The sequence below is a fragment of the Bradyrhizobium sp. CCBAU 11361 genome (assembly GCF_028128935.1).
Classification (GTDB): Bacteria; Pseudomonadota; Alphaproteobacteria; order Rhizobiales; family Xanthobacteraceae; genus Bradyrhizobium; species Bradyrhizobium niftali.
The window spans coordinates 56,223-81,695 of record NZ_LBJZ01000198.1; the positions used below are offsets into that span (position 1 = coordinate 56,223).

At 65.3% G+C, this 25,473-nt stretch carries 25 protein-coding genes; 18 read left to right on the forward strand and 7 right to left on the reverse strand.

Annotated features, from left to right (window positions below; translation table 11 throughout):
* Window positions 1-7 precede the first annotated feature (7 nt).
* From XI08_RS40060 to XI08_RS40090, 7 genes are all read left to right on the forward strand, one after another.
* On the forward strand, window positions 8-1,108 hold the full coding sequence (locus XI08_RS40060; RefSeq protein WP_271578664.1) for a Gfo/Idh/MocA family protein: 1,101 nt from the start codon (window positions 8-10) through the stop codon (window positions 1,106-1,108).
* A gap of 100 nt (window positions 1,109-1,208) precedes the next feature.
* Window positions 1,209-1,874: an amino acid ABC transporter permease gene (locus XI08_RS40065; protein ID WP_271578665.1), complete on the forward strand. Its 666-nt coding sequence runs from the start codon at window positions 1,209-1,211 to the stop codon at window positions 1,872-1,874.
* A 6-nt stretch (window positions 1,875-1,880) separates the two neighbouring features.
* Window positions 1,881-2,522, forward strand: a complete 642-nt coding sequence (locus XI08_RS40070; protein WP_271578666.1) for an amino acid ABC transporter permease — start codon at window positions 1,881-1,883, stop codon at window positions 2,520-2,522.
* A gap of 43 nt (window positions 2,523-2,565) precedes the next feature.
* Entirely contained in the window at window positions 2,566-3,408 is an 843-nt protein-coding gene (locus tag XI08_RS40075; protein ID WP_271578667.1) for a transporter substrate-binding domain-containing protein, read from the forward strand.
* A 16-nt stretch (window positions 3,409-3,424) separates the two neighbouring features.
* Window positions 3,425-4,195, forward strand: coding sequence for an amino acid ABC transporter ATP-binding protein (locus tag XI08_RS40080; RefSeq protein WP_271578668.1), 771 nt, complete (start codon window positions 3,425-3,427; stop codon window positions 4,193-4,195).
* A gap of 162 nt (window positions 4,196-4,357) precedes the next feature.
* Window positions 4,358-5,464, forward strand: a complete 1,107-nt coding sequence (locus tag XI08_RS40085) for a HoxN/HupN/NixA family nickel/cobalt transporter (RefSeq protein WP_271578669.1) — start codon at window positions 4,358-4,360, stop codon at window positions 5,462-5,464.
* 31 nt (window positions 5,465-5,495) lie between these two features.
* Entirely contained in the window at window positions 5,496-5,633 is a 138-nt protein-coding gene (locus XI08_RS40090) for a hypothetical protein (RefSeq protein ID WP_271578670.1), read from the forward strand.
* A 142-nt stretch (window positions 5,634-5,775) separates the two neighbouring features.
* Here the strand turns inward: XI08_RS40090 and XI08_RS40095 are convergent, their stop codons facing one another.
* Window positions 5,776-6,507: a hypothetical protein gene (locus XI08_RS40095; protein ID WP_271578671.1), complete on the reverse strand. Its 732-nt coding sequence runs from the start codon at window positions 6,505-6,507 to the stop codon at window positions 5,776-5,778.
* A 120-nt stretch (window positions 6,508-6,627) separates the two neighbouring features.
* Entirely contained in the window at window positions 6,628-7,515 is an 888-nt protein-coding gene (locus XI08_RS40100) for a VOC family protein (protein WP_271578672.1), read from the reverse strand.
* A gap of 163 nt (window positions 7,516-7,678) precedes the next feature.
* Here XI08_RS40100 and XI08_RS40105 point away from each other — a divergent pair, with 163 nt between their 5' ends.
* Window positions 7,679-8,866 carry a CaiB/BaiF CoA transferase family protein gene (locus XI08_RS40105; protein ID WP_271578673.1) on the forward strand — a complete coding sequence of 396 codons (1,188 nt, stop codon included), beginning with the start codon at window positions 7,679-7,681 and terminating at the stop codon, window positions 8,864-8,866.
* A 74-nt stretch (window positions 8,867-8,940) separates the two neighbouring features.
* Here XI08_RS40105 and XI08_RS40110 read toward each other — a convergent pair whose 3' ends face one another.
* On the reverse strand, window positions 8,941-9,519 hold the full coding sequence (locus tag XI08_RS40110) for a TetR/AcrR family transcriptional regulator (RefSeq protein ID WP_271578674.1): 579 nt from the start codon (window positions 9,517-9,519) through the stop codon (window positions 8,941-8,943).
* Between the two features lie 143 nt (window positions 9,520-9,662).
* On the opposite strand from XI08_RS40110, the gene XI08_RS40115 reads away from it, so the two are divergent.
* On the forward strand, window positions 9,663-11,120 hold the full coding sequence (locus tag XI08_RS40115; protein ID WP_271578675.1) for an MATE family efflux transporter: 1,458 nt from the start codon (window positions 9,663-9,665) through the stop codon (window positions 11,118-11,120).
* 7 nt (window positions 11,121-11,127) lie between these two features.
* Here XI08_RS40115 and XI08_RS40120 read toward each other — a convergent pair whose 3' ends face one another.
* Window positions 11,128-11,283 carry a hypothetical protein gene (locus tag XI08_RS40120; protein ID WP_271578676.1) on the reverse strand — a complete coding sequence of 52 codons (156 nt, stop codon included), beginning with the start codon at window positions 11,281-11,283 and terminating at the stop codon, window positions 11,128-11,130.
* Window positions 11,284-11,335: 52 nt separating this feature from the next.
* On the opposite strand from XI08_RS40120, the gene XI08_RS40125 reads away from it, so the two are divergent.
* From XI08_RS40125 to XI08_RS40160, 8 genes are all read left to right on the forward strand, one after another.
* Window positions 11,336-12,130: a MetQ/NlpA family ABC transporter substrate-binding protein gene (locus XI08_RS40125; protein WP_027546088.1), complete on the forward strand. Its 795-nt coding sequence runs from the start codon at window positions 11,336-11,338 to the stop codon at window positions 12,128-12,130.
* A 126-nt stretch (window positions 12,131-12,256) separates the two neighbouring features.
* Window positions 12,257-13,294, forward strand: coding sequence for a putative FMN-dependent luciferase-like monooxygenase (locus tag XI08_RS40130; protein WP_271578677.1), 1,038 nt, complete (start codon window positions 12,257-12,259; stop codon window positions 13,292-13,294).
* A gap of 32 nt (window positions 13,295-13,326) precedes the next feature.
* On the forward strand, window positions 13,327-13,926 hold the full coding sequence (locus XI08_RS40135; protein WP_271578678.1) for a CMD domain protein: 600 nt from the start codon (window positions 13,327-13,329) through the stop codon (window positions 13,924-13,926).
* A gap of 11 nt (window positions 13,927-13,937) precedes the next feature.
* Window positions 13,938-14,522, forward strand: coding sequence for an alkylhydroperoxidase domain protein (locus XI08_RS40140; protein ID WP_271578679.1), 585 nt, complete (start codon window positions 13,938-13,940; stop codon window positions 14,520-14,522).
* Window positions 14,523-14,581: 59 nt separating this feature from the next.
* Window positions 14,582-15,739, forward strand: coding sequence for an ABC transporter substrate-binding protein (locus XI08_RS40145; RefSeq protein WP_271578680.1), 1,158 nt, complete (start codon window positions 14,582-14,584; stop codon window positions 15,737-15,739).
* A gap of 135 nt (window positions 15,740-15,874) precedes the next feature.
* Window positions 15,875-17,698 (forward strand): ABC transporter permease, encoded by a 1,824-nt coding sequence (locus XI08_RS40150; RefSeq protein ID WP_271578681.1) that lies wholly within the window; start codon window positions 15,875-15,877, stop codon window positions 17,696-17,698.
* The gene (locus XI08_RS40155) at window positions 17,698-18,546 is read left to right on the forward strand and encodes an ABC transporter ATP-binding protein (RefSeq protein WP_271578682.1); all 849 of its coding nucleotides are present in this window, start codon (window positions 17,698-17,700) and stop codon (window positions 18,544-18,546) included. The genes XI08_RS40150 and XI08_RS40155 overlap by 1 nt, the downstream gene beginning before the upstream one ends.
* Window positions 18,543-19,283, forward strand: a complete 741-nt coding sequence (locus XI08_RS40160; protein WP_271578683.1) for an ABC transporter ATP-binding protein — start codon at window positions 18,543-18,545, stop codon at window positions 19,281-19,283. Before XI08_RS40155 ends, XI08_RS40160 begins: the two co-directional genes overlap by 4 nt.
* Window positions 19,284-19,286: 3 nt before the next feature.
* Here XI08_RS40160 and XI08_RS40165 read toward each other — a convergent pair whose 3' ends face one another.
* The gene (locus tag XI08_RS40165) at window positions 19,287-20,798 is read right to left on the reverse strand and encodes an ATP-binding protein (protein ID WP_135175756.1); all 1,512 of its coding nucleotides are present in this window, start codon (window positions 20,796-20,798) and stop codon (window positions 19,287-19,289) included.
* A 186-nt stretch (window positions 20,799-20,984) separates the two neighbouring features.
* Here XI08_RS40165 and XI08_RS40170 point away from each other — a divergent pair, with 186 nt between their 5' ends.
* Window positions 20,985-21,569 carry a LysE family translocator gene (locus tag XI08_RS40170; protein ID WP_271578684.1) on the forward strand — a complete coding sequence of 195 codons (585 nt, stop codon included), beginning with the start codon at window positions 20,985-20,987 and terminating at the stop codon, window positions 21,567-21,569.
* Window positions 21,570-21,611: 42 nt separating this feature from the next.
* Here XI08_RS40170 and XI08_RS40175 read toward each other — a convergent pair whose 3' ends face one another.
* Together XI08_RS40175 and XI08_RS40180 are read right to left on the reverse strand one after the other, a co-directional pair.
* Window positions 21,612-22,676: a ketopantoate reductase family protein gene (locus XI08_RS40175; RefSeq protein WP_271578685.1), complete on the reverse strand. Its 1,065-nt coding sequence runs from the start codon at window positions 22,674-22,676 to the stop codon at window positions 21,612-21,614.
* 1,346 nt (window positions 22,677-24,022) lie between these two features.
* Window positions 24,023-24,670 (reverse strand): MarR family winged helix-turn-helix transcriptional regulator, encoded by a 648-nt coding sequence (locus XI08_RS40180; protein WP_271578686.1) that lies wholly within the window; start codon window positions 24,668-24,670, stop codon window positions 24,023-24,025.
* Between the last annotated feature and the right edge of the window lie 803 nt (window positions 24,671-25,473).

Consider the following 25,473-nt stretch of genomic DNA (forward strand, 5'->3'; position numbering starts at 1 on the left):
ACGTGAGATGAAGAATATCACGATAGGTGTCATCGGCGCGGGACTGATCGGGCGGAAGCATCTCACGAAGCTTGCCGAGCGAGACGACTATGACCTCGTCGGCATCGCCGACGTGAACGCCGATCGGGTCGCAGCCGATTATCCCGGGACCCCTGTCTTCGCCGACTACCGGAAACTGCTCGACGAGGCGCGGCCGGAGGCCGTGATCATCGCCTCGCCCAACCAGCTTCATGCCGAGCAGGGCATCGAATGCGCCAGGCGCGGCATTCACATCCTGATCGAGAAGCCGGTCACGGATACGGTGGAGACCGCGGCAAGCCTGATCGCCGAGGTGCGCAAGGCCGGCATCCAGTCGCTGGTCGGGCATCACCGTCGCCACCATCAGCAGGTCAGGACGCTGAAAGCAGCATTGGGGGAACGGCGGATCGGCGATGTTGTCGGGGTGTCGGCGATCTGGGCCACTCACAAGCCGGCCGCCTATTTCGAGATCGCGCCATGGCGCTCGCAGGCTGGCGGCGGACCGATCCTGATCAACCTCATCCACGAGATCGATTTCCTGCGCTTCACCGTGGGCGAGATCGTCGCCGTGGAAGCGATTGCGTCGAACCGCCAGCGCAGCTTTGCGGTCGAGGACACCGCCGCGGCGCTGATCGAATTCGACAGCGGCGCACTCGGCACCTTTTTCATCAGCGACAGCGCCGTCTCGCCCTGGACGTCCGAGCAGGGGCTCGGCGAGGCCCCCGAATTCCCGTTCAGCGGCGAGAGCAGTTATCGCTTCCTCGGCCGAGCCGGGTCGATCGAATTTCCGGCGCTGGTGCAATGGTCGCAAGCCGGCGGCGCGCAGGACTGGAACAAGCCGATCCAGGCCCAGCGCATCCATGCCTCCTCGATTGACCCCTACGTCGCCCAGCTCGACCATTTCCGCGACATCATTCGCGGCAATGCGCGGTCATTGCAGCCGGTCGAGGACGGCGCGCGAAGCCTGATCGCGACCCTGGCGGTCGCCGAGGCAGCCGCCGGTGGCCGACGCGTCGACCTGCGCCATCGCTACGAAACGCTCGCAAGTCCGGTCGTGCCGGCAACGCCAGACAAGCAAAGGACTTCCTGAGCGCAAACACATTTGCCGCCGCTCGGCGGACCAGGATTGGCAGAGCCGCGGCGCGATCTCAACGACGCCGGCAAGACGGCCGCCCGGAGGGAGGAACGAGGTGAACTACACGTTCGATTTTAGCCCCGTGCTGGACGGACTTCCGGACCTGCTGTGGGGCTGTGTCGGCACGCTGGAGCTTGCGTTGTCCGGCATGGTGCTGGCGCTTGCGATCGGGATTGGCGGCGTCGTGCTGCGCGAATCCCGCGTCTCCGCGCTGCGCTGGCTCGTCATCGCCTTTGTCGAGGCGATCCGCAACACGCCGTTCCTTGGGCAGATCTATTTCATCTTCGCGCTGCCGCTGGTCGGCGTTCGCCTCGACCCGACACTGACCGCGATCATCGCGCTCGGTGTCAACGGCGGGGCCTACGCGATCGAGATCATCCGCGGTGGCGTGCAGTCGATCAACAAGGGGCAGGTGGAAGCCGGTCTCGCGCTCAGCCTGAGCCGGGCGCAGGTGTTCCGCCTGATCGTGCTGAAGCCGGCGCTGCGTGCGATCTATCCGTCGCTGACCAGTCAGTTCATCATGCTGACGCTGACGACCAGCATCGCGTCTGCGATCTCGGCCTACGAACTGACCTCGGTCGGGCAGACGATCGAGACCAATACCTTCCGCAGCTTCGAGGTCTATGGCGTCGTCACGCTGCTCTATTTCGTCATGTCGTGGATGCTGATGCAGATGTTCGCGCTGATCAACGCGCGTTACTTCAGCTATCCCGTGAAGTGAGGGGCCATGGACCGGAATCAGTTCCTGTTTCTGCTCGGCGGCCTCAAATGGACACTTGCGCTGTCCGCGATCGGCTTCGTGGTCGGTTCGATTGCCGGCCTCGGCGTGGCGCTCGCGCGCACGTCGGGCCACCGCGCGCTGGAGCGCGTCGCGGCCGGCTACATCGCCTTGTTCCAGGGCACGCCGCTCCTGATGCAATTGTTCGTGGTCTATTACGGGCTGGCGCTGGCGGGCCTCAAGCTCGACGCCTGGGTTTCGGTCTCCATCGGCTTCACGCTGCATTCCGGCGCGTTCCTCGGCGAAATCTGGCGCGGCGCGATCGAGGCCGTGCCGAAAGGCCAGGTCGAGGCCGCCAAGGCGCTGAGCCTCAACTACGCCTCGCGGATGCAGGATGTCGTCCTGCCGCAGGCGATCCGCATCTCGCTGCCGGCGACGATCGGATTTCTGGTCCAGCTGATCAAGGGAACGTCGCTCGCAGCGATCATCGGTTTCACCGAGTTGATGCGGGCAGGGACCATCGTGTCCAACCAGAACTTCAAGCCGCTGCTCGTCCTCGGCTTGGTGTGCGCCCTCTATTTCGCCATCTGCTGGCCGCTGTCGCTCGTTGGCGCGCAGCTCGAACGCCGGATGGCCGTCGCCGCGCGATGAAGAGGCAACAACAGACAACAGGACGAGGACAGAGGAGGGAATGATGACCAGCACAAAGACCACAGGACTCAATCGGCGCCGTTTGCTGGCGCTCGGAGCCGCGACGATCGCCTCGCCATTCGTGCTGACGCGCGCCGCCTATGCGGTGACGCCGTCGGAGATCAAGGCGAGGGGCAAGGTTCTGATCGGCATCCAGGGCGATAATCCGCCCTGGGGATTTGTCGATGCGACGGGAAAGCAGGATGGATACGATGCGGAGATTTCGGCGCTGTTCGCCAAGGAGCTCGGTGTGCCCGCCGAGTTCACGCAATTGGCGGTCGCCAATCGTATCCCGGCCCTGACCTCCGGTCGTGTCGATATCCTGTTCGCGACCATGGCCATGCTACCGGAGCGGGCCAAGGCCGTGCAGTTCTCAAAACCCTATGGTGCGAACATCATCACCTTCATCGCGCCGAAGGAGTTCGAGATCAAATCTCCGGCCGACATGGGCAAATACGTCATCGGCGTTGCGCGCGGCAGCGTGCAGGACAGCGACGTGACCAAGGCCGCGCCCTCAGGCACCACCATCCGCCGCTTCGACGGCGACGCGCCGACCATGCAGGCCCTGCTGTCCGGTCAGGTCCAGGCGGTCGGTGGCAACATCTTCTACGTTCCGCGCCTCGATGAATCGAAACCCGGCTATTACGAGAACAAGCTCGAATTCACCAAGCTCTACAACGGCGCCTGCACCCGGCTCGGAGAGAAGGAGATCAACGCCTTCGCCAACGACTTCATCGAGAAGATCAGGGCCAATGGCGAGCTGGCGAAGATCTATCAGAAGTGGATGAATAATCCGCTGCCGGCTTTCCCCGACAGCATTCCCGGTATTCCCTTCAACGTCAGCTAGGCAGGGAGAGAACGCCATGCCGGGTGTAGTCGCGATGGAAACTGCTCCAGAGCCGATGATCGCCATGCGCGAGGTCTGCAAATGGTACGGCACCTACCAGGTCCTGACCGATATCAGCCTGACGGTCCGCCCGGGCGAAAAAATCGTTCTGTGCGGGCCGTCCGGTTCGGGCAAGTCCACCCTCATCCGCTGCATCAATGCGCTGGAAGCTTACCAGCGCGGCGAAGTCGTTGTCGCCGGCACGCGGCTGAACGACGCTGCCGGCTCGGTCGATGCGGTGCGTCGCGAGGTCGGGATGGTGTTCCAGCAATTCAACCTGTTTCCGCACATGACCGTGCTGGAGAACTGCATGCTGGCGCCGATGCGCTCCCGGGGTGTGCCGCGGGCGAAAGCCGAAGAGACCGCGCGCCGTCTGCTCGATCGGGTCAGAATAGGAAACCAGGCCGGGAAATATCCGGCCCAGTTGTCGGGCGGCCAGCAACAGCGCGTTGCGATTGCGCGCGCGCTCTGCATGGAGCCGAAGGTGATGCTGTTCGACGAGCCGACCTCCGCGCTCGACCCCGAAATGGTCAAGGAAGTCCTCGACACCATGATCGGGCTCGCGACGGATGGCATGACCATGATCTGCGTCACCCATGAAATGGGGTTTGCGCGGCAGGTTGCCGATCGCGTGATCTTCATGGCCGACGGCCGAATCGTGGAGGAGGCCGAGCCGGAAAGCTTCTTCAGGAATCCGCAGCACGATCGCACCAGGAAGTTTCTGGGAGAAATGCTGGCGGCGCATTGAGACGGGGATGGGTCCGATCGCCCGTCGCCCGCACGCCGCCCAGGCGCTCGACGCGAGCTGCGGTCGCCGTGTCACGATCGCCATCGCCGATCGTGGAGACGCGCGTTCCCGGGTGACCGGCTGTGTCCCCCGAACATGGCCCCGCCCTTGCCGGCGAGTATGATGGGTTGGTATAAACATCATACTCGGAGGGGTGGCGTGGTTCAGTCAGGTGGTGTCGCGAGGCGGGCGTTCGGGCCCGGCGTACTGTTCGGCGGGCTGATTGCCGCCAACATCGCCGCGTGGGCCTTCGCCTTCGCGATGTTCGGCGACCGGCCCGCGGTGATGGCGACCGCGCTGCTCGCCTGGGTGTTCGGCCTGCGTCACGCCGTCGATGCCGACCACATCGCCGCGATCGACAATGTCGTGCGCAAGCTGATGCAGGCGGGCGACACGCCGCGAAGCGTCGGCCTGTATTTCGCGCTCGGTCATTCCACGGTCGTCCTGGCCGCGACCACGCTGCTCGCGCTCGGCGTCGTCAGCCTCGGCGGCGACAGCCTGCTGAAGGAGATCGGCGCCCTGATCGGCACCTCGGTGTCGGCGCTGTTCCTGCTGGTGATCGCGGCGATCAATCTCGCCATCTTCGTCGGCCTGTGGCGGATCCTGCGCGAGGTGCGCGAGCAAGGCATTCATGACGCCGCGCAGCTCGAGGCGCTGCTCGCGGCCCGCGGATTCCTGGCGCGCCTGCTCGGCCCGATGTTCCGCCTCGTCACCAAACCCTGGCACATGTATCCGCTCGGGTTGCTGTTCGGGTTCGGCTTCGACACCGCGACCGAAATCGGCCTGCTCGGCATCTCTGCCACCGAAGCCGCGCGCGGCGCCTCGCTCGCGCATGTGCTGGTGTTCCCCGCCCTGTTTGCCGCCGGCATGGCGCTGGTCGACACCGCCGATTCCGCGCTGATGGTGAGCGCCTATCGCTGGGCCTTCGTCGATCCCTATCGCAAGCTCTGGTACAACCTCACGATTACCGGCGCCTCGGTCGCGGTCGCGCTGTTCATCGGCGGCATCGAGGCGTTGGGGCTTATCGGCGACCGGCTCGGCCTGTCCGGCGGGCTGTGGTCGCTCGTCGAGGCCGTCAACGACTCGCTCGCCAATTTCGGCTTCGCGGTGATTGCGCTGTTCGCGCTCGCCTGGCTCGTCTCGGTCGTGACCTATCGCCGCATGTCTGCCGGCGACCGGCGGCGCAGGCCGGATGTGCTCCGGAGCGTCGATGCGACCGAGGTGGTCTAGACGCACGACGCTGCGGCGGCGATGCGGAGCATTGTCGGTCCTGACGAGCTGCATTCTCCTCGGCGATGGCGGCGACACCTTCGCACAGAGCAGCAGCGGCGCCTCGCAGCAATTGCCTCCGGTCCAGGTCACTGGCAACGAGGCACCGCGCCGCAACGGCGTCAGGTGACTGGTGACTACCTCCGCTTTGCTCCTATAGCGACCAAGTTCGTGCGGCAGCGCGGTATGTCGCGAAGGGCCACTTCCAGACATGCCTACAAATTAGCGCGGTCCGCCGAATTAGCCCATTTGACGGGCCTCCAGCTTTCGCGTCAGCGTCGTCGGGAAGCTATGCGCTCAATATCGGCCGCGCATTGATCATTAAGAAGATCACCTAGCCCGCCCACATCCTTGATACCGAAGTACACGTTGCAAGGTGTCTCGGCCAAACGGAAGTGAGGCAACCTGCGCCAGAATACTTCCACGTATCTGCGGTCACGAAAAACTGGCTCAGATCTATATGGGTCGTATCTGAGTTCGCCAAACGAGCCGACGATATGGCGGACGCTTACATTTCCGTAGCCCCACAAGCCGGCATAGACGCGAGCGCCGTTGAGGTATCTCAAATCATAGGCAGCAAAGCCATCCGCATCGGCGACGCTCTTGAAGTACCTGAGCCATCTGACGAACGTTCTTGTCTGATCGATTTTTACGATCATTCGTTCTGTCGTGAGAATATACGCAAAGGCCCCGCCTATGCGCAGCGCGAATAACTGAGGTATGAAAGCAAATACGACTATCACGCAGACAACTATCCATCGTCCTCTTACGAGCCCTTCAATGGCGTGTTGCTCGGGTGTTAGCGCATAAATTCCATGATACGCGAACAGCGCCAGGCAAAAAGCTCCCCACGTAGGAACTGCCGTTGAGCAGAAGAAAGTACTGAACCATCCTGGCGTGCCGATCCAGATAACGCGCTCGTCTTCACTCAGCTTGGGTGTCACCCCAGAGGCGTCGACCAGGTCTTTAGGCGGATCGAATACCGACAGACCGCGCTTAATCATTGATGGAAAACTCACGTGCAAGGCGCGGGCGAAAGTCGAAATTGTCCCGCTGCGTCTGAACCTTAGCAGAAGAGGTGAGCGCGCGCCGCGATCTGCGGCTGGATCCGAACTTGCCGCGTCCTATCCGTCGTACTGATCCGGCCCCATCGCCCACGACGTCTGATCATGGCCGAAGGCGTAGTTCCGGTTGGTGACGACGGGGTTGCGATTGACCATCGGCCGCATGAACATCGGGTGGGTCGCGCTGCGCACCTCGTGCTCGACCGTGAACAGCTTCTTGCCGCTGTCGAGATCGACAATGTCGCAGAACCGGTACTGGTATTGATTGTCCTCGCGGGAGATCAGGTCGCGTGCGAGCAGCTTGCGGTACGGACCGGAGAAGTCGGTGATGTACATCTGCACGTGATGCCCGTCATAGTCGGGTTGCGGCCGATCGGTCTCGCGAAACAGCAGATGCTGGTCGCGGCCAGTCTTCACTGCCGCAACCTTGCCGTCGCCATTCCGCAGCTCGGCGGGCATGCCCATGATGTCAGGATAGAAGGCGCAAATCGCCGGCGCCGTTCCCATGGGCACCTCGAATTCGACATAGGGAATGCCGAGCGTGATGCGCCCGAAGCGCGCCGCGTCCGGTTCATGGACGCGCATGCGGTTGCCCCACGGACAGACTGCCTCGACATAGTCATTGTGCTCGGCGAACGTGAATGCCGTCCCCTCGAGCTTCTTTGCGACCGATGCCAATCGCGCCAGCAGCGCCTCGCGTCCCTCGATGACGAGGCCGGTATGGCCGCGCAGCACCTGCGGCCTGCCGCTCGGCAGGTGAAACTGGCTCCGCCCGGCGTTGATCCACATGTTGGTGTCGGACACCATCAGATAGGGATCGCGGGTGAGCCCAAGTCCCGTGACGTAGAATAACGTTGCCAGGCGCTGATCCGGGACCTGGATGTTGACGTGCTCGAAATGGATGGCGTTGCCGAGATCTTCAGCGGATCGATCGAATTGTTGCGGCATGGCTGTGCGCTCTGCGTGGGGTGCGGACGGGCCATAGTAGAGCAGAACATCGGCCAGTCGAACCGCCCGCCGATCACATCTGCTGAGAGAGGCATGCTGTCAGCCACCTTGCCCCGGCAACCAGTCCCTGTAATCTGGCGGGAAGACATCAAGGAAAGGGTCGATGGGGGGAGTTCTGGAAGGCGTGCGCGTCCTCGATTTCGGACGCTATATCGCGGGGCCCTATTGCGCGACCTTGCTGGCCGAATTCGGCGCTGAGGTCATTCGCGTGGAAAAGCGGGACGGCAGCGAGGATCGCTTCGTGGCACCGGTCGGCGCGGGCGGCGAAGGCGCGCTGTTCCTCCAGGTCAACCGCAACAAGAAGTGCATCACGCTCGATCCGATGAAGCCGGAGGGGCAGGAGGTGATGCGCCGCCTGGTTGCGACCGCGGACGTGGTCGTCGCCAATCTGCCGCCGCAGACCCTGCGCGCGATGAAGCTCGATTACGACTCGCTGAGGGCGATCAAGCCCGACATCATCCTGACGACGGCAACCGCATTCGGCGGGCCGGGGCCCTGGTCCGACCGCGTCGGCTTCGACGGCGTCGGCCAGGTCATGTCAGGGTCGGTGTACATGACCGGCGCCGGCGATCCGCCCTACCGCGCCGCGGTCAACTGGGTCGATTTCGGAACCGCGCTGCACTGCGCGTTTGGCACGCTCGCCGCGCTGATGGAACGTGCGAAATCCGGGCGCGGGCAGATCGTCGAGGGCGCGCTGCTGGCTACCGCGCTGTCCTTCACCAATGCCACGCTGATCGAACAGGCCGTCATCAACGTCAACCGCGTTCCAACAGGCAATCTCGGCCAGACCGCCGCGCCAGCCGACATCTACCGCACCAGGGACGGCTGGGTGCTGTGCCAGGTCACCGGTCATCCGCTGTTCAAGCGCTGGGCGAAGCTGATGGGCGAGGAGGACCAGTGGCTGAACGATCCGCGCTTTGCCGACGACATCAGCCGAGGCAACAACGGCCCCGTCATCAGCGAGCGGATGGCGCGCTGGTGCGCCGAGCGCACCACGCAGGAGGCCGTCGACACGCTGGGCAAGGCAATGATTCCGACCGGGCCCGTGCTCAGCCCGCAACAGGCGCTGGATCATCCGCACATTCGCGCCGCCGGCTTCATGCAGGACGTCGATTATCCGGGCTTGCCGAAGCCCGCGCCGGTGGCGCGAGCCGCCGTGCGGCTGTCGGAAACGCCGGGTGACATCGCGAGCCGCCCGCCGACGCTCGGCGAGCATACCGATCGTGTCCTCGCGGAGCTCGGCTATGACGCGGCCGCGATCGCGGCGCTGCGGCAAAGCGGCATCGTCTAGCGGGGCCAGCGAGCGACCGCGGTTGCGGCGGCCGACAAATGGCCACAGGTGGGCCGCCGAAGATTTCGAACGCGTCACCGCCCATTCGCAAGCGACAACGCGGCCTTCACCGCATTCTCCAGGATCTCCTCCGACAACTGCCTGTCGCTCACGGCCCGCGACAATTGCAGCGCGCCGACCATGGTCGCATAGACCGAAACCGCGCGTCGCCGACGCTCCGCGGCCGAGCCATCCGGCATCTGCGCCGCCATCAGCGCGATGATGTCGGACATCTTTCCGGTGAAGGCTTCGCGCGTCGCCTTCGGATGCCGCGCGATCTCAGACGCGAGCGCCGCGGTCGGGCAACCGGTCGCTGCGTGGTCGCGGTGGCGCGGGGAGAGGTAGTCGCGGATCGTGGTCTCCAGCGCGATGCCGTTTTCGAGATTGTCCTTGTGCCGCTGCTCGCGCCGCCCCAGCGCATCCAGCAGCACCGCGCGCACCAGATCCTCCTTGGATTCAAAATGTGTGTAGAAGGCGCCGTTGGTCAGGCCGGCCTCGGACATGATGCCGGCGAGACCCACGGCGGCGATGCCGCTCTCGCGGAACTGCGTCGAGGCGACGTCGACGATGTGCCGCCGCGTCGCGTCCCGGTGTCCCTTGTCGTACCGCGCCAATCGCGCCTCCTTGGGATGCCCACCCCGGCCAACGAAATCGTGAGGAGGGGGCTATTGCATTACGATCATAATATTACATTATGGGCGTCATGCAATGGGCGGCCGATCGGCGGCGGTCCGGCAGGCGCGCAAGGACCATGGCCATGTCAGTCGAGGATGCCGTCGCCCCGGCTTCGTCCGGCGCGCAAGTCGTGGCCCATACCGCGGCTCCGCTTCGCCAGGCGGCTGCGCCAGGCGTCGCCGTCACCCCAAGCGCGGCTGAGCAGAGGCGAGCGGCCCTGCTGACCGCGCCGATCCTGCCGACGCTGCTCAAGCTGGCCGCGCCGACCGTGACCGTGCTGGTGGCGCAAACCGCGGTGAATATCGCGGAGGCCTATTATGTCGGCTTTCTCGGCACCGATGCGCTGGCGGGCGCCGCGCTGGTGTTCCCGATATTCATGCTGATGACCATGATGTCGAACGGCGGGTTCGGCAGCGGCGTTGCGTCCTCGGTTGCGCGCGCGGTCGGCGCGGGTCGCCGCGACGACGCCGAGGCGGCGCTGTTTCATGCCGTCGTGCTCGCCATCCTCGCCGGCGGTCTGTTCACGCTCGGCGTGATCCTGGGTGGCCCGTGGCTCTACCGGACCCTCGGCGGCCAGGGCGATGCGCTCGCTTCGGCCACCACCTATTCCAACTATCTGTTCGCCGGCGCCATTCCGGCGTGGATCGTCAACCTCCAGGCAGCGGCACTGCGCGGTTCGGGCAACGTCAAGGTGCCCGCGCTGGTGACGCTGGTCGGCGCGATCGTGACAATTCCGGTCTCGCCGGCGCTCATCTTCGGCCTCGGGCCGATCCCGCGGCTCGGCATCGGCGGTGCCGGCGTCGCCTTCGGCCTCTATTATGGCGCGGCCATGCTGTTCCTGCTGCGCTACATGGCCTCGGGTGCGACCGGTCTGACGCTGCACATCGTGCCGCTCCGCCCAAGAATCTTCGGCGACATGTTGAAGGTCGGCATCCCGACTGCCTTCAATGCGATCCTGACCAACCTCACCGTCATCCTCGTCACCGGCGCGGTCGGCCTGTTCGGCACCTCGGCGCTCGCCGGCTACGGCATCGCCTCGCGCCTCGACTACATCATGATCCCGCTGCTGTTCGGCATCAGCACGGCGACCCTGACCATGGTCGGCGTCAACATGGGCGCGGGCCAGACCGCGCGGGCGCGTCGGATCGGCTGGATCAGCGGCATCGTCGGCATGGTCATGACCGGGACGATCGGCCTCTTGGTCGCGATCTTCCCGACCGCCTGGCTTAATCTCTTCAGCCACGATGCCGAGGTGGTGAGCGAAGGCATGACCTATTTGCGCATCGTGGCGCCGGCCTATGCCGCGCTCGGCTTCGGCTTCGTCACGTCCTTTGCGGCCCAGGGCACCGGACGCGCCATGGGACCGCTCGCCTCCTCGATCGCGCGGATCCTGATCGCCGCCGGCGGTGGCTGGATCGCGGTGGCAAGCTTTGGCGCTGGCATGGCGGGGCTCGCCACCATGGTCGCGGTGGCGCTCGCCGCTTATGCCGCGATCTGTGCCCTGATCATGCTGTCGCCATCGACCTGGCGGTCCGAGTAGACCGGCATCAATGGATTCTGGCGACGCCAACCGCGAGCACCGACAGCAGTAGCGCCTGGGTCAGCAACTGTAGCGCCGTCGGCGCCGCGAATTCGTTTCCTGTTTGGTGCCGAATGGAGAAAGGCTCGCCCGCCCAGGCGGCCAATATGGATTTCCATTTCATTGATTTCGTCCTACGGAGAAGCGAATACGGTTCCAATCGTTGTCGCAGACGTATGGAGACCAAGATGTCGTTTCGCCTCCCCCTGATCCTCTCGACCGTGCTCGCCGCATGGTCGGCCGCAGCTAGCGCCGAGACCATCAAGATCGGCGTGACGCCGGGGCCGCACGCGCAGATCCTCGAGGCGGTGAAGCCGATCGCCGCCAAGCAGGGGCTCGATATCCAGCTGCTCGAGTTCTCAGATTATGTCGTGCCGAACGCCGCGCTCGATGCAGGCGAGATCCAGGCCAATTCGTTCCAGAACCAGCCGTACCTGGACAACCAGAAAGCCGACCGCGGCTACAAGATCGAGGCCGTCGGCCTGACCGTGAACTTCCCGATCGGCGTCTATTCGAAGAAGCACAAGGCCTTCGCCGATATCCCGGAGGGCGGCAAGGTCTCGATCCCGAACGATCCGACCAACGGCGGCCGCGTGCTGCTGCTCCTGCGCGACAAGGGCGTGATCAAGCTGAAGGATGGCACGGGGTTCAAGCCCACGGTGCTCGACATCACCGAGAATCCCAAGAAGCTGAAGTTCATCGAGGTCGACGCTGCGCAGGCGCCGCGCGCGCTCGACGACGTCGACGCAGCCGCGATCAACACCAACTATGCAACCCAGGCGGGCCTCGATCCGGTCAAGGATCCGATCCTGCGCGAGGATCCGAAGGGACCCTATGTCAACCTGATCGCGGTTCGCGCCGCCGACAAGGACAAGCCCTGGGTCAAGGTGTTGGTGGACAGCTATCACACGCCTGAGGTGAAGGAGTTCGTCCTGACCAAGTTCAAGGGGGCGGTGCTGCCCAGCTGGTAGGCAGCCGGCGTCGTATCTTCGGCAGGAATGGATGGCTCCGGGGTGGCAGCCCTGCGCGGCGGCTGCTTGCCTCGCGCTGCGGCAGCGGACATTATGCGGGCTGTTGCAACGTTGGGCGCGGTTGGCATGAAACGGTTCGCAAATCTGAAAAGACTGGGCTTCTTCACGCGGCTTCTCGACGAGGCGCCGCCGGCGGACCGCTATCGCTTCGCGGCCGAGCAGATCGTGCGCGCCGAGAAGGCCGGGCTCGATTCCGCGTGGATCGCGCAGCACCATTTTCACGAGCGCGAGGGCGGCCTGCCGTCGCCCTTCACCTTTCTGGGTTACGTTGCCGCACAGACTTCGCGCATTCGCCTCGGCACCGGCATCGTCACCCTGCCGCTTGAGAACGCGGTGAGGGTGGCGGAGGACGCCGCGGTGCTCGACCTGCTCTGCGACGGCCGGTTCGAGCTCGGCGTCGGCACCGGCGGCAATCCGTCGGCCTTTGCCGCCTTCGGTCTCGACGGCGCCCAGCGCAACGAGATCTTTGCGCGCAATCTCGCGGTCGTCCGCACCGCGCTCGCCGGCAAGCCGCTCACCGGCGGCGACACGCTCTATCCGCAGCGGCCGCAATTGGACGGCCGGATCTGGCAGGCGACATTCTCGGTCGCCGGCGGCGCCCGCGCCGGCAAGGCGGGTGACGGTCTCCTGCTCTCGCGCACGCAGCCGCGGACCAAGGAGGCGCCGCGCGCAACGCTGGCCGAGATCCAGAACCCGATCATCGACGCCTATCTCGCAGCGCTGCCCCCGGGACGCGAGCCGCGCATCATGGCCTCGCGCAGCGTCTTCGTTGCCGACGACCATCGTGAGGCGATGCGCCTTGCCGACATCGGATTGCGGCGCGCGCTGCCGCAATTCATGAAGGGCGGCCACCTTCCCCCGGGCGAGTCGCTGGAGGAGATGATCACCGCGTTCGACACTCATGTCGGCGCCGCCGACGAGGTCATCGCCTCGCTGCGTGGCGATGCGACGCTGGAGCGGGTGACCGATCTGGTCTTCCAGGCGCATTCGGTCGATGCCCCGCACCCCTATATCCTGCGCTCGATCGAGCTGGTCGCGGACAAGGTGGCGCCGGCGCTGGGCTGGGCCCGGACGGCGGCGGCCGATGTTGCGCTGGCGGGCTAATTGAAATGAATGGCGTTGTACGAGGCTGAATGATGGCTACGAAGGATATCATCGACACGCTCGCCGGGATCGAACCGGGGTCGACCCTGGACGGCATCCGCGGCAAGCGCGTGCAGGCGCGCGAGAACGCGCAGAAGAGTTATTTCTCGCTGTTCGAGCCGATCGACGCCGGCGATTTTTCGCTTGCCGAACGTGCCGCGGTTGCGGCCTTCGTGACGGGGCTCCATGGCGAGTCCCCCGTCGCCGCCTTCTATCGCGAGAAGCTCGCAGCGAATGCGGATGGAACGGCGCTGGTCGAGCCGATCCAGATCGAGATCGAGCGCGGCAAGACCTCGGGTCCCTATGGCGCCTTCCCGGCCGGACCGTTGTCGGTCGAGAACAAGGCCGGTCTGATCTATCGCGTCAGCGCGGAACGCAAACCGCAGCTTGGCGCCCGGCTGGTTGCGGCGCTCGAGCATGCGCATCTGCTGGTGTTCCGGCCGCGCGATGCCGCATCCGCCGACATGAAGGTGCTGCTCGCCGCAGGCTGGTCGACCACCGGCATCGTCACGTTCTCCCAACTCGTTGCGTTCCTGTCGTTTCAGGTCCGCGTCGTCAGCGGCTTGCGCACGCTCGCAGCGGCAAGCGCGTAGGAGGTTGCATCATGAGCGCTGCAAACACAGTCAATCCGCCCGTCGTCTTCACCCAGGACGAGCTCGGCTGGGTGTCGTGGATCGACCCGCTGCCCGAGGCGGAGTTGACCGAGCGGCACTTCGCCGGCCTCGTCGATCGCGCCCGCGTCAAGTCGGAATATTTCCGCCTGCTGGTGCGCGATCCCGAGGTGCTGGAAGCCCGCACCAAGACCGACAAGGACATCTTCTACAACGTCGCCGACGGCCTGCCGCGCGCCGAGCGCGAGCTCGCAGCCGCCGCGACCTCGCGTTACAACGGCTGCATCTATTGTGCTTCCGTGCATGCGCGATTTGCCAGCACCTATTCCAAGCGCCGCGACGACGTGCAGCGGCTGCTCGACGAGGGCGTCAAGGCCGATCTCGGCGAGCGCTGGAATGCCGTGGTCAAGGCGTCGGTGGCGCTGGCCGCGACGCCGATCGCGTTCGGCCCCGACAATGTCGAGGAGCTGCGCCGCGCCGGTCTCGATGACGCGGAGATCGTCGACGTCATCAACGGCGCCTCGTTCTTCAACTGGGCGAACCGGCTGATGCTGTCGCTCGGTGAGCCCTCGAAATAGGCAATCTCACCGGCATGGAAATTGCTGCTTGTTTCAACATTGAGTGGATGGAGCCGTAGATGAGCAACATCGATCGCCGTACCCTGGTCAAGGGCTCGCTCGCCGCCATGATGGCGGGAGCGGCCTTCTCGCGCAGCGCGTTTGCGCAGTCGTCCGAGCCGATCCTGCTCGGCGTCAGCGGCCCCCTGACCGGGCCGAACGCGCAATATGGCACGCAGTGGAAGCAGGGCTTTGATCTCGCGCTTGACGAGATCCAGGCGGCCGGCGGCATCAATGGCCGCAAGCTCGCCTATCAATTCGAGGACAGCCAGAGCGACCCGCGCCAGTCGGTGGCCATTGCCCAGAAGTTCGTCTCCGATCCCCGGATCGTCATGGAGCTCGGCGATTTCTCGAGTCCCGCCTCGATGGCGGCATCCCCGATCTATCAGCGCGGTGGCCTCGTGCAGTTCGGCTTCACCAACTCGCATCCCGATTTCACCAAGGGCGGTGACTTCATGTGGAGCACGTCCGTCAGCCAGGCCGACGAGCAGCCGCTGCTGGCGGCCTATGCCGTCAAGCGCCTCGGTCTCAAGAAGCTCGCGATACTCCACCTCAACACCGATTGGGGCCGCACCAGCCGCGACTATTTCGTCAAGGCGGCGAAGGAATACGGCGCCGAAATCGCGGTCACCGAGGGCTATATCGCGGAGGAGCGCGACTTCCGCTCCACGCTGGTGCGCGTGCGCGATGCCAGTCCCGACGGGCTGATCCTGATCTCCTATTATTCCGACGGTGCGTTGATCGCGCGCCAGGCGCGTCAGGTTGGCCTCAAGCAGACGATCTGCGCGGCAAGCTCGGTCTACTCGCCGAAATTTTTGGAGCTCGGCGGCGAGGCGGTCGAGGACGTCCATCTCGGCACGCGCTATTTCCCCGAGGATCCCAGGCCCGAGGTGAAGAAGTTCATCACGGGCTTCAAGGCCAAGTACAACGGGCAGGAGCCCGACGCCTTCAATGCCTATTCCTATGACGCGATGCACATGGCCGCCGCGGTCGTGAAGATCGGCGGCGCCGATCGCCGCGCCATCCGCGACGCCTTCGCGAAAGTGAAGGATGTCTCGAGCGTGATCTTCGGGACCGCGACGTTCGACGTCGAGAGTCGCCGGGTCAAGGGCGCCATGAATGCCGAGCTGGTCGTGCGCAAGGGGCAGTTCGCGCTTTGGGACGGCAAGCCGACCTGACATGATGGCCGGACGCATGATCCGGAAGAGTGGGAAGCGGTTTTCCGAAGAGATCATGCGTAAAACAAACTAAATCGCGATGATCTCATCGCGCTTGCTCGCTCCGGCCTGCTCTCTTTTCAATAGGAACGCTGCGTGTCTTCCTGGCTCGACTACACGATCAACGGGCTGATCGTCGGTAATGTCTACGCCCTCGTTGCGGTCGGGCTCGCGCTGATCTTCGGCGTCAGCCGGCTGATCAACTTTGCGCAAGGATCGATCTATCTGGTCGGCGCCTATATCGGCTGGGTGGCGGTGGTGCAGCTGCATACGCCGCTTCCGCTCACCATCATCGTGGTCGCGGTCGCCGCCGCGCTGGTCGGACTGGTCATCGAGCGGTTCGGCCTGCGTCCGCTCCAGAACTCGGTGCGCATCGCACCTCTGCTCGCGACCATCGGCATCAGCTTCGTACTCGATCAGCTGGTGATGCTGACCTTCTCGCCGAATCCGCGCGCACTGCCGAGCCAATTGCCGGACGTCCGCTTCCAGATCGGTGGCGGCACGATCGGGCCGCTCGATCTGCTCATCGCCGGCGTCGGCATCACCAGCGCGCTCTTGCTGTTCGTGTTCCTGCGCTACAGCAAGCTCGGCTGGGCGGTGCGCGCCACCGCGCAGGACCGCGACGCCGCGATGCAGATGGGCGTGGACGTCAACCGTGTCAATCAGGCGGTGTTCGGCATTGCCGCGGCACTCGGTGGCGTCTCCGGCATGCTGGTCGGCATGTACTACAACCAGATCGACACCGCGATGAGCCTTCAGGCGACGCTCAAGGGCGTCGTCGCCGAAGTCGTCGGCGGCGCCGGCAACGTGCCGGGCGCGGTGATCGGCAGCCTCCTGCTGGGACTGGTGGAGAGCTACGGCGTCGCCGTGTTCGGCACCAGCTATCGCAACCTGTTCGCGTTCCTGCTGCTGGTCGTCGTGCTGGTGTTACGGCCGAACGGCCTGTTCGCCAGCGCGCGGCAGGCACCGCCCGAGCCGCTCACCGGCACCTTCATCGCGCCGAGCCGGCCGGTGCGCATTCCACGCTGGGCGCTGCTGGTCGCAGCCGCTGCCTTTGCGATCCTGCCGCTGTTCCCGGTGTCCTTCTACGTGCTCCAGACCCTGATCAACGCCTGGCTGCTCGGCATGCTCGCGCTCAGCCTGACGCTCGTTGCAGGCACGATCGGCCAGGTCTCGCTCGGACACGCGGCGCTGCTGGCGATCGGCGCCTATACCTCGGCGCTGCTGTCGCTGAGCTTCGCCGTCCCGGTCGGCCTCGCCATCATCGGCGGCGGCCTGATGAGCGCCGCGCTCGGAACCGCATTGATCTCGCCGTCGTTCCGCCTGCGCGGACACTACGTGTCGATCGCAACGCTCGCCATCGGCGAGATCGTGTCGCTGGTGATCCTGAACTGGGAGAGCGTCACGCGCGGTCCGATCGGCATCTCCGGCATTCCGCCGCTGTCGCTGTTCGGCTACGACCTGATCAGTCCAAATTCGATCTACTGGTTCAGCCTCGCGGTCATGATCGTGCTGGCGCTGCTCCAGGCGCGCCTGCTCGGCTCGCATCTCGGCCGCAGCTTCCGCGCCATCAGGGACGACGACATCGCCGCGCGCGCCTATGGCCTCAGCCTGAACCGCTACAAGTCGCTCGCCTTCATCTTCGGCGGGTTTGCCGCCGGCGTCAGCGGCGGCATCGCCGCGCATCTCTATTCCTACATCAACCACGAGACCTTCAACACGCAGCAATCCATCCTGGCGCTGACGGTCGTGATCCTTGGTGGCTTGGGGAACGTCGTCGGCGCCATCGTCGGATCGGTGGCGCTGGTCGGCCTGCCCGAATTGTTCCGGATCGCGGCGGAGTACCGCATCCTGATCTACGGCATCGTGCTCCTGCTGCTGGTGCGATTCAGGCCGCAGGGCCTGTTGGGGACGATGTGATGGCAGAGCAGCATACAACCATGCTGTCCCTGCGCGGGCTGACGCGGCGCTTCGGCGGCCTCACCGCGGTCGACGCCATCGATCTCGACCTCGCCAGGGGCGGGCTCGTCAGCATCATCGGCCCGAACGGCGCCGGCAAGACGACGTTGTTCAACCTCGTGACCGGGCTCGACCGGCCCGACGCCGGCGTGGTCCGCTTCAAAGGTCACGACATCACCGGCCTCTCGCCGGAACGGCTGGCGGCCGGAGGCATTGCCCGCACCTTCCAGCTCGGCCGCGTCTTCGGCAATCTCAGCGTCATGGACAACGTCCTGATCGGCGCGCATACGCGGCTGCGTGCGGTGAAGCCGGCCGTGCCGGTGATCGGCCCGCTGCTGGAATTGGGGCTGGCGCTGCTCCGTCCCGCCAGCGTCAAGGCCGAGGAAGAACGGCTGCGCGAGGAAGTGAAGGCCATCCTCGCCCGCTTCGGCGAGCGGCTGCTGCCGCGGATCGACCAGCCGGCCTACAGTCTCTCCTACGCCAACCGCCGCCGCGTCGAGATCGCCCGCGCGCTCGCTCTTAGGCCGCGCCTGTTGCTGCTCGACGAGCCGACCGCCGGCATGAACCCGACCGAGACCGCGGAGATGCAGGCGCTCGTCGCCGAGCTGAAGGCGGAAGGGCTGACGATCCTGTTGATCGAGCACAAGCTGGAGATGGTGATGCGCCTCTCCGACCGTGTCATCGTCATGGACGAGGGCAAGAAGATCGCGGAAGGGCCGGGCGAACAGGTGCGCAAGGATCCCAAGGTGATCGAGGCCTATCTCGGTCACGGCCTGTCGGGGACGGCGGAGCAGGAGAGCGCGGCATGACGACCAACGTACCCGAACCGCTGCTCGCTTTGACCGACGTCAACACCTTCTACGGCCAGGCCCAGGTGCATTTCGACCTGTCGATCACGGTCGCGCGCGGCCACATCGTCTGCCTGCTCGGCGGCAATGCCAGCGGCAAGTCCACGACGATGAAGATCATCCTCGGCCTCGTCAAACCGCGTTCCGGCGACGTGACGTTCGACGGCGCCTCGCTGATCGGGCTCTCCACGCCGCAGATCGTTCGCCGCGGCATCGCCTCGGTGCCGGAGGCGCGGCGGTTGTTCGCGGACATGACCGTCCGCGAGAACATCCTGATGGGCGCCTTCGTGCGCAACGACCGCGATGCGGTGGCGCAGGATCTCGACAAGATGCTGACGCTGTTTCCGAAGCTCGGCCAGCGGCTGTCGCAGCGCGCAGGCTCGCTGTCCGGCGGCGAGCAGCAGATGGTGGCGATGGCGCGCGCGCTGATGAGCCGTCCCAGGATGATCGTGATGGACGAGCCGACCATGGGCCTGTCGCCGCTCTATGTCGATCGCGTGCTTGAGCTGATCCGCACCATCAACCAGGAGGGCGTGTCGGTGTTCATGGTCGAGCAGAACGCCAGCCTCGCGCTCGAGATCGCGCACGAGGCCTATGTGCTCCAGACCGGCAAGATCGTGCTCTCCGGTCCCGCGCGGGCGCTGAAGGACGATCCGCGGGTGCGCGACGCCTATCTCGGCGGTGCCGAGGCGGCCTAGCGATCAGGCCGAAGCCGCGCTCTGCGCCGGCTCCGCCGGCAGATCGTCGCCGTTGGGATCGCCCGGCGCGGTCGCCCAGGCCAGCTCCACCAGCGTCACGATCCGGCGTCCGCCGCCGTCGAGCTGGCAGACGATGAGACCCTGCTCCTCCATGTAGCTGAGCAGGCGCTGCGCGCGGCGCAGCGAATGCGAGCCATAGGCGCGGGCGATCGCGGCGTCGCCGGGGCAGGGCCAGCCTTCCTTCGCCGCGCGGGCGATCATCATGAACACGCCCTGCATGTCGTCGGGCAGGATCGAGGCGCGCAGCGAGACGTCCTGCCAGGCGTCGTCATCGGCGATGTCAGCGCCGAGCCCGGCGCGCGCATGCGTCAGCATGCGGCGGAATTCGTTGAGGTCAGGTACCGCCGCGCCGAGCCCCTCGATGCGGCAGCGGACCACGAATTCCTGATAGAGCACGCCGATGGCGCGGAAGCCGGCATCGGGCTCGGCGAGCACGGCACGCAAGGTCCGGTCGACGCGCTCGCGCCGCTCGGCGAGCTCCTCGGCGCTGACCGGCAGCTCGATCGCTTCGGGCCGGATCTCCGGCGCGGCGGCCTTCGCCGCGCGGAGCTGTTCGAGCAGGTCCGGCGCCGGCCGGCGCTGCGGCCGGCTGGCATCGGGCGGCGGCGCGGCCAGGATCACGGCGCGCATATCCTCAAGTGCGGCTTCCGGCATCGGCATCAGCCGCGGCGTCGAATTGCGCGGCTGGGTGTCGGTCGCACCAATGTTCAATCGCAGCGGACGGCGCGACAGCGCAGGTCCCAGCGCCATGAACTGCCCGCGCTCGAGATCGCGAAAGGCTTCCGCCTGCCGCCGCTCCATGCCGAGCAGGTCGGCGGCGCGCGCCATGTCGATGTCGAGGAAGGTCCGGCCCATCAGGAAGTTGGAGGCTTCCGCCGCGACGTTCTTGGCGAGCTTCGCCAGCCGCTGGGTCGCGATGATGCCGGCGAGCCCGCGCTTGCGGCCGCGGCACATCAGATTGGTCATGGCGCCGAGCGACAGTTTCCGCGCCTCGTCCGACACCTCGCCTGCGACCGCCGGTGCGAACAGCTGCGCCTCGTCCACCACCACCAGCATTGGATACCAATGGTCGCGATCGACGTCGAACAGGCCGCCGAGGAACGCGGCGGCGCGCCGCATCTGGTTCTCGGCGTCGAGGCCCTCGAGATTGAGTACGGTGGAGACGCGATGCAGCCGCGCGCGCTCACCGGCGACCTGAAGGCCGCGTTCGGTGTGATCCTCGGCTTCGATCACGAGATGGCCGAAGCGCTCGGCCAGCGTGACGAAATCGCCCTCGGGGTCGATGATGGCCTGCTGCACCCAGGGCGCGCTCTGCTCCAGCAGCCGCCGCAGCAGATGCGACTTGCCGGAGCCCGAATTGCCCTGCACCAGGAGGCGGGTCGCCAGCAGTTCCTCGAGGTCCATGGCCGCCGCGGCGCCCGCCGTGGTCAGCCCCATCTCGATCGCAACCGTCATGTCCCGACTCAAGTCCCCATCATTCGCGGACAGGGGCTTATCAACCCGGCCGCGGCGCGTCGAGCGCCGCAGCGCGAATCATGCTCTGTTGCCCACGGCGGCGTTCAGGCGTGACCGGGAACCGTTCCGCCCGCGTGGAATGACGCAGATCAAGGTCCATGAACCCGAGACCTGTTAGCTGGGCGCATGAACTTCCTGACCTTCTTCACGGCGACCTGCTTCCTCCTCGCCATGCCGGGACCGACCAACACCTTGCTCGCGACGTCGGGGGCGGGGATCGGGATCTCGCGGTCGCTCCATCTGCTCGCAGCCGAGCTGTTCGGCTATCTCGCGGCGATCGCGCTGCTGCGGCTGGCGCTCGGTCCCGTCGTGAGCGGCATTCCGCTTGCGGCCGTCGTGCTTCGCGTGGCGGTCAGTGTCTACATCCTGGGCCTTGCCGTCATGCTCTGGCGCGTCAACGCACGCGAGCTGCGCGGCGGCGCCGTGGTGACGTTCCGCCAGGTGCTGATCACCACGCTGCTGAATCCGAAGGCGATGGTGTTCGCCTTCCTGCTCCTGCCGCTCCAGGCCGGACTGTTCGAGCTCCTGCCCTGGCTCGGAATGATCGCGCTTCAGATCGTCGCCGCGGGAGCTGCGTGGATTGCGTTCGGCGCCACGCTCGGCCGCGGCGTCCGTCGTCTCGGCCACCCCGAGATCATCACGCGCGCCGGCGCGGTCACGCTCGTCGCGGTGACCGGCCTGATCTGGCTTCAATCATTCCTGAGCGCGTGAGCGCCGAGGCAGCGTGGCGATCGTGACAGAAGCGGCGCGCCGCTACTGCGCGCCCGATCCGCCCTGCACGATCTTCTCGTTCAGCTTCTGGTCCACGGTCTCGACGGTACGGTCGATCTCGGGGTTGGGCACGCCGAGCTGATGCGAGATCAGCTTCACCAGCAGGTCGACGCGCTCGATGAAGGGGGCGCCGCTGGCCACCGCGCGCGCGGCCGACGACGGCTTGAGCAGGCTTTCGGCCGCCTTGGCGTATTTCGCGAACGGCACCTGGTCCTGCGGATCGGCGCCGAGGCGGCGGGCGATCGCGTCGACATGATCGTAGATCGTCTGCGAGCGCTTGAGATCGCCGTGCACGGCGTCGCGGATCGACTGCGGCTCGTGCGGCGTGATGCAGCGATAGTTGCCGGTCAGCAGCATCGACCATTTCGCCAGCGGCACGAAGAGGGAATCGAACACTTTCAGCTTCACCGGCACGTCGAGGCCGTCGAGCGTCACCGCGTCGATGTCGGCTTCGAGCTCGCGCAGCACCTTGTTGTGCTTGTCGTCGGCGAAGACCGATGCCTTGAAGTTGGTGGGCAGGCCGACATGAAGCACGTTCGCGGCTTCTTCCGGCGGGCGGAAGGCCTGCGGGTCGGGCGAGCACAGCGTCACCAGCCCCGGCTCGAACCGCTCCCACACCTGCGCATTGGTGTAGGCCTCCTCGAGATCCATGCCTGCGAGCGCCGGAATCCGCTTCAGATAGGGCAGCGGCGGCATGTTCATGATCGACAGGCACGGCAGCTTCGCCGCGGCGATCTTGACCATGAGCACGCGCACCGTGTGGTTGGTGTATTGCGGCTCCTGCATCGCAAGGCCGACCATGTCGTAACGGGAGACGTCGACATCGCCCGGCGTCACCGCGTCGAGCTTGCCGGGCAGGTCGCGCGAGAAGATTGCCCGGTGCACCGCCTCGTCGCGCAGCTTGATGCGTACCTCGGTACCGTCACGATTGATCAGCTCAGCAGTCTTGGCGCGGCAGACCAGGGTGACATTGTGCCCCGCCATCAGCAGCTTCGTGCCCAGCAGGGAGCCGTAGGAAGCCCCAAGAATCAGAATATTGCGCGCCATGCTTCGTCCCTTTGACAATTTTGCGGATTTTTGAGCCTCGGCCGTCATCCGAGGGCGAGTTGGCGGCATCTAAAGCGAAGTGCCCGGCGATGGCAACTGGGATAATGCATACAAGACTACCACACATTCCCGCAATGATCCGGAGCAACGCGTCATGCGAGGGTTTTTGCCCCGGATGCCGAGGCCTCAAAGCCCGACGGGCAAAACACCCGCACGGCCTGTCAATCCGCCTGCGCAAAAATATTCCGCTTTACCGAAATTCGGATTTGTCGTATGTGTTCGCCCATCCCGGCTTGACCTTGAGGGGCGATCATGTGTCGTCATTTTTCGCGAGCCGGGTTGCGGTGGACGCGGCAGCGTCGGCACGACATGGTGCGGGCAGGGCGGGTAGTCCCCGTGAGCCCGAAACCGCGTGCAGATGAGCGGCGCTGAAAGTTCGTCTCGCCAGCATTTTTCCGGCTACGTCGACAAGGCCGGAGAACCCTGCGGCGGTCAGCGAATGCGCGTACGGCAAAACCGTGTGGTCCTGACCGTCGTTGCTACGGTCAAGCCTTTCGCGGAGGTGCACGCGAGCCCAACCGGGCGGACGGCATCGTCAATTCGCGGGGCGAGGGAGGCCAGAAGGAACTCGGCTCCCGGGAGAGCACGGCATAAGCCGTCCAACCACTGCGCAGGGAAGGCCGAGTGTTTTGGCTGCACCTGTATGCCGCTGTGCATCTTTTCATGCGCTACACGCGCACAGCGGACCGTGGGTGCCAGCCGGCACCCGGCCTTCCCTGCGCCCTCTTGGCCTAGAGAGGGTGGAGCGATGAAGCAAAGCTCGGGCGAAATCCGCCGCGAGAGCGCGAAGGCGTGTCTGCGACCACACATTCGCTGTCATCGCCCGCCTTGTGCGCACTTGCGCACTGGGGCGGGCGATCCAGTACTTCGAGGCGGTCGTAGTTCAATCGATAGGCCGCGGCGTACTGGATTCCCCGCCTGCCGCCTACGCTAAAGCTTCGGCGCCCCTCGACCTCAACCCCGGCGAAGCCTTGGCGTAGCCGGGTCGCGGGGAATGACAGTGGTGTTTGGAGGCGAAGTCTATGCCTCTTGCTCCGTCATTGCGAGCGCAGCGAAGCAATCCAGCGTCTTGCCGCGGACGGATTCTGGATTGCTTCGCTGCGCTCGCAATGACGATGTGGAAACTACGGGCTTTTATCTCTCACCGTCACCCCTGCGTAACGGCTTCGCCGTTGCGCGGGGATGACGGAGCTGATGGTGCCCTCATTGCGAGCGTCGCGAAATCTTCCAAAAGCTTTGGCCGCGCGATCCGTGCGGACGTTGCGCTCAGGCTGCGGGCCTTCGCCTCATCCCTGGCTCGCCACGCGCGCGCGGTCGAGATGCTCCTCGATCTTCGGGCGGTCGCGGGTGCGCTCGAAACTGGTGCAGAGCAGCTCGGTCTCCTCGAGCGAGACGGGGGCGCGATACAGCCGGCACATGAATTCTGCGGTTGCGCGCCCCTTCGCGGCGACCTGGCCGATGCCAGGGCCGCGTTCGGCGAGAAACATGCAGTCCCGGCAGATGCTGGCGTCGAGCCGTTGGTGAGCTGCGTCGAGGTGATTGAGGATCTCCCGCAGCGAGTCGCGCAGCCTGAGACACTCGTCGGTTCCGAGCGCCGTGACCGCATTCAACACGTGGTTGATCGGGTCGTGCTGGTTCAGGCACTTCTCGCCCTGCGCGGTGACGTGGAGCACCACGGAACGCTTGTCCTCGTGCGAGGGCTTTCGCACCAGGAAGGACTTGCTCTCCAGCGTCTTCACGATCTGCGATGCAGTCGCCCTGGTGGCGCCGATGAAGCCGGCGAGCGCGGACGGTGTGCGCGAAAACCTGTTGGCGCGGTGGAGAAAGCGCAGCGCCATCCATTCCCGATCGCGCAATCCATGCTGGTTGCCTTCGAAATACCAAGCCCTCGCCGCCTGGACCAGCAGCTCGACGGCTTCTCGTGCCAACGGCATGGATTTACCTCGTCCCCGGAACTTCGTCTGCGGCGTCCCGAAGCCGCCTTGCGCCGTGGTTCGTGAATGCTTCGGAAGACGTCAGACCTCCGGAGATGTCCGAGAAGCACGTCGTGCCCGATTCCTGCTCGACGGCACGGACTGCAACGCGCCCGACCTGGATCAGCGTGCGTCGCGTCGTCCGGAGCGAGAGGCCGGCTCGCGGAGGGCATGCCAATCGCGTCGTCGTCGCGCGGGAGCCCGAGTTGCCGCCACGAACGGACGATGGACCGGAATTGTTCAACCGAAGCCTCTGAGTACAAGTCACGAGAAGACGTTTCTTGATATTCCACCGAAACGATGAATGACCTTCTCAACAAAATCAAGTAGAGACACTCACGGAGACTGGATGTCGTTGCAGATGAATGTAACGTTCAAGACAATCTCGCTCTTAGGGACACATGATAGTGAACGCAATACGGAGTCCTACGAGCATGCCCGCAGTTATACGACGGTTTGATTGCAGGGCACGTAATTGTCCGCCGTCGATGCAAGTTGATCGAAGCTTGTGCATGACAAAGGGCGATTGCGTTGATGAGTCATCCACAACTTGTGCGATGAGTCCGGAGAATCGCCGAGGGAATTTGCAGGGATTACACGCGGCGGTTGTTGCGGCCGCGGTCGCGGTGTCATCCCTCAGCCGCTTCCATCGCGGCCGCCCGATCATTCATCCGAACGGTTGATGCGCTGACGACGGACCGCGGTGGCGGCGATGGGTGTGCATGCGCCGGCAGCGTGGCTGCATGCGCGGACCGGCTGTTGAA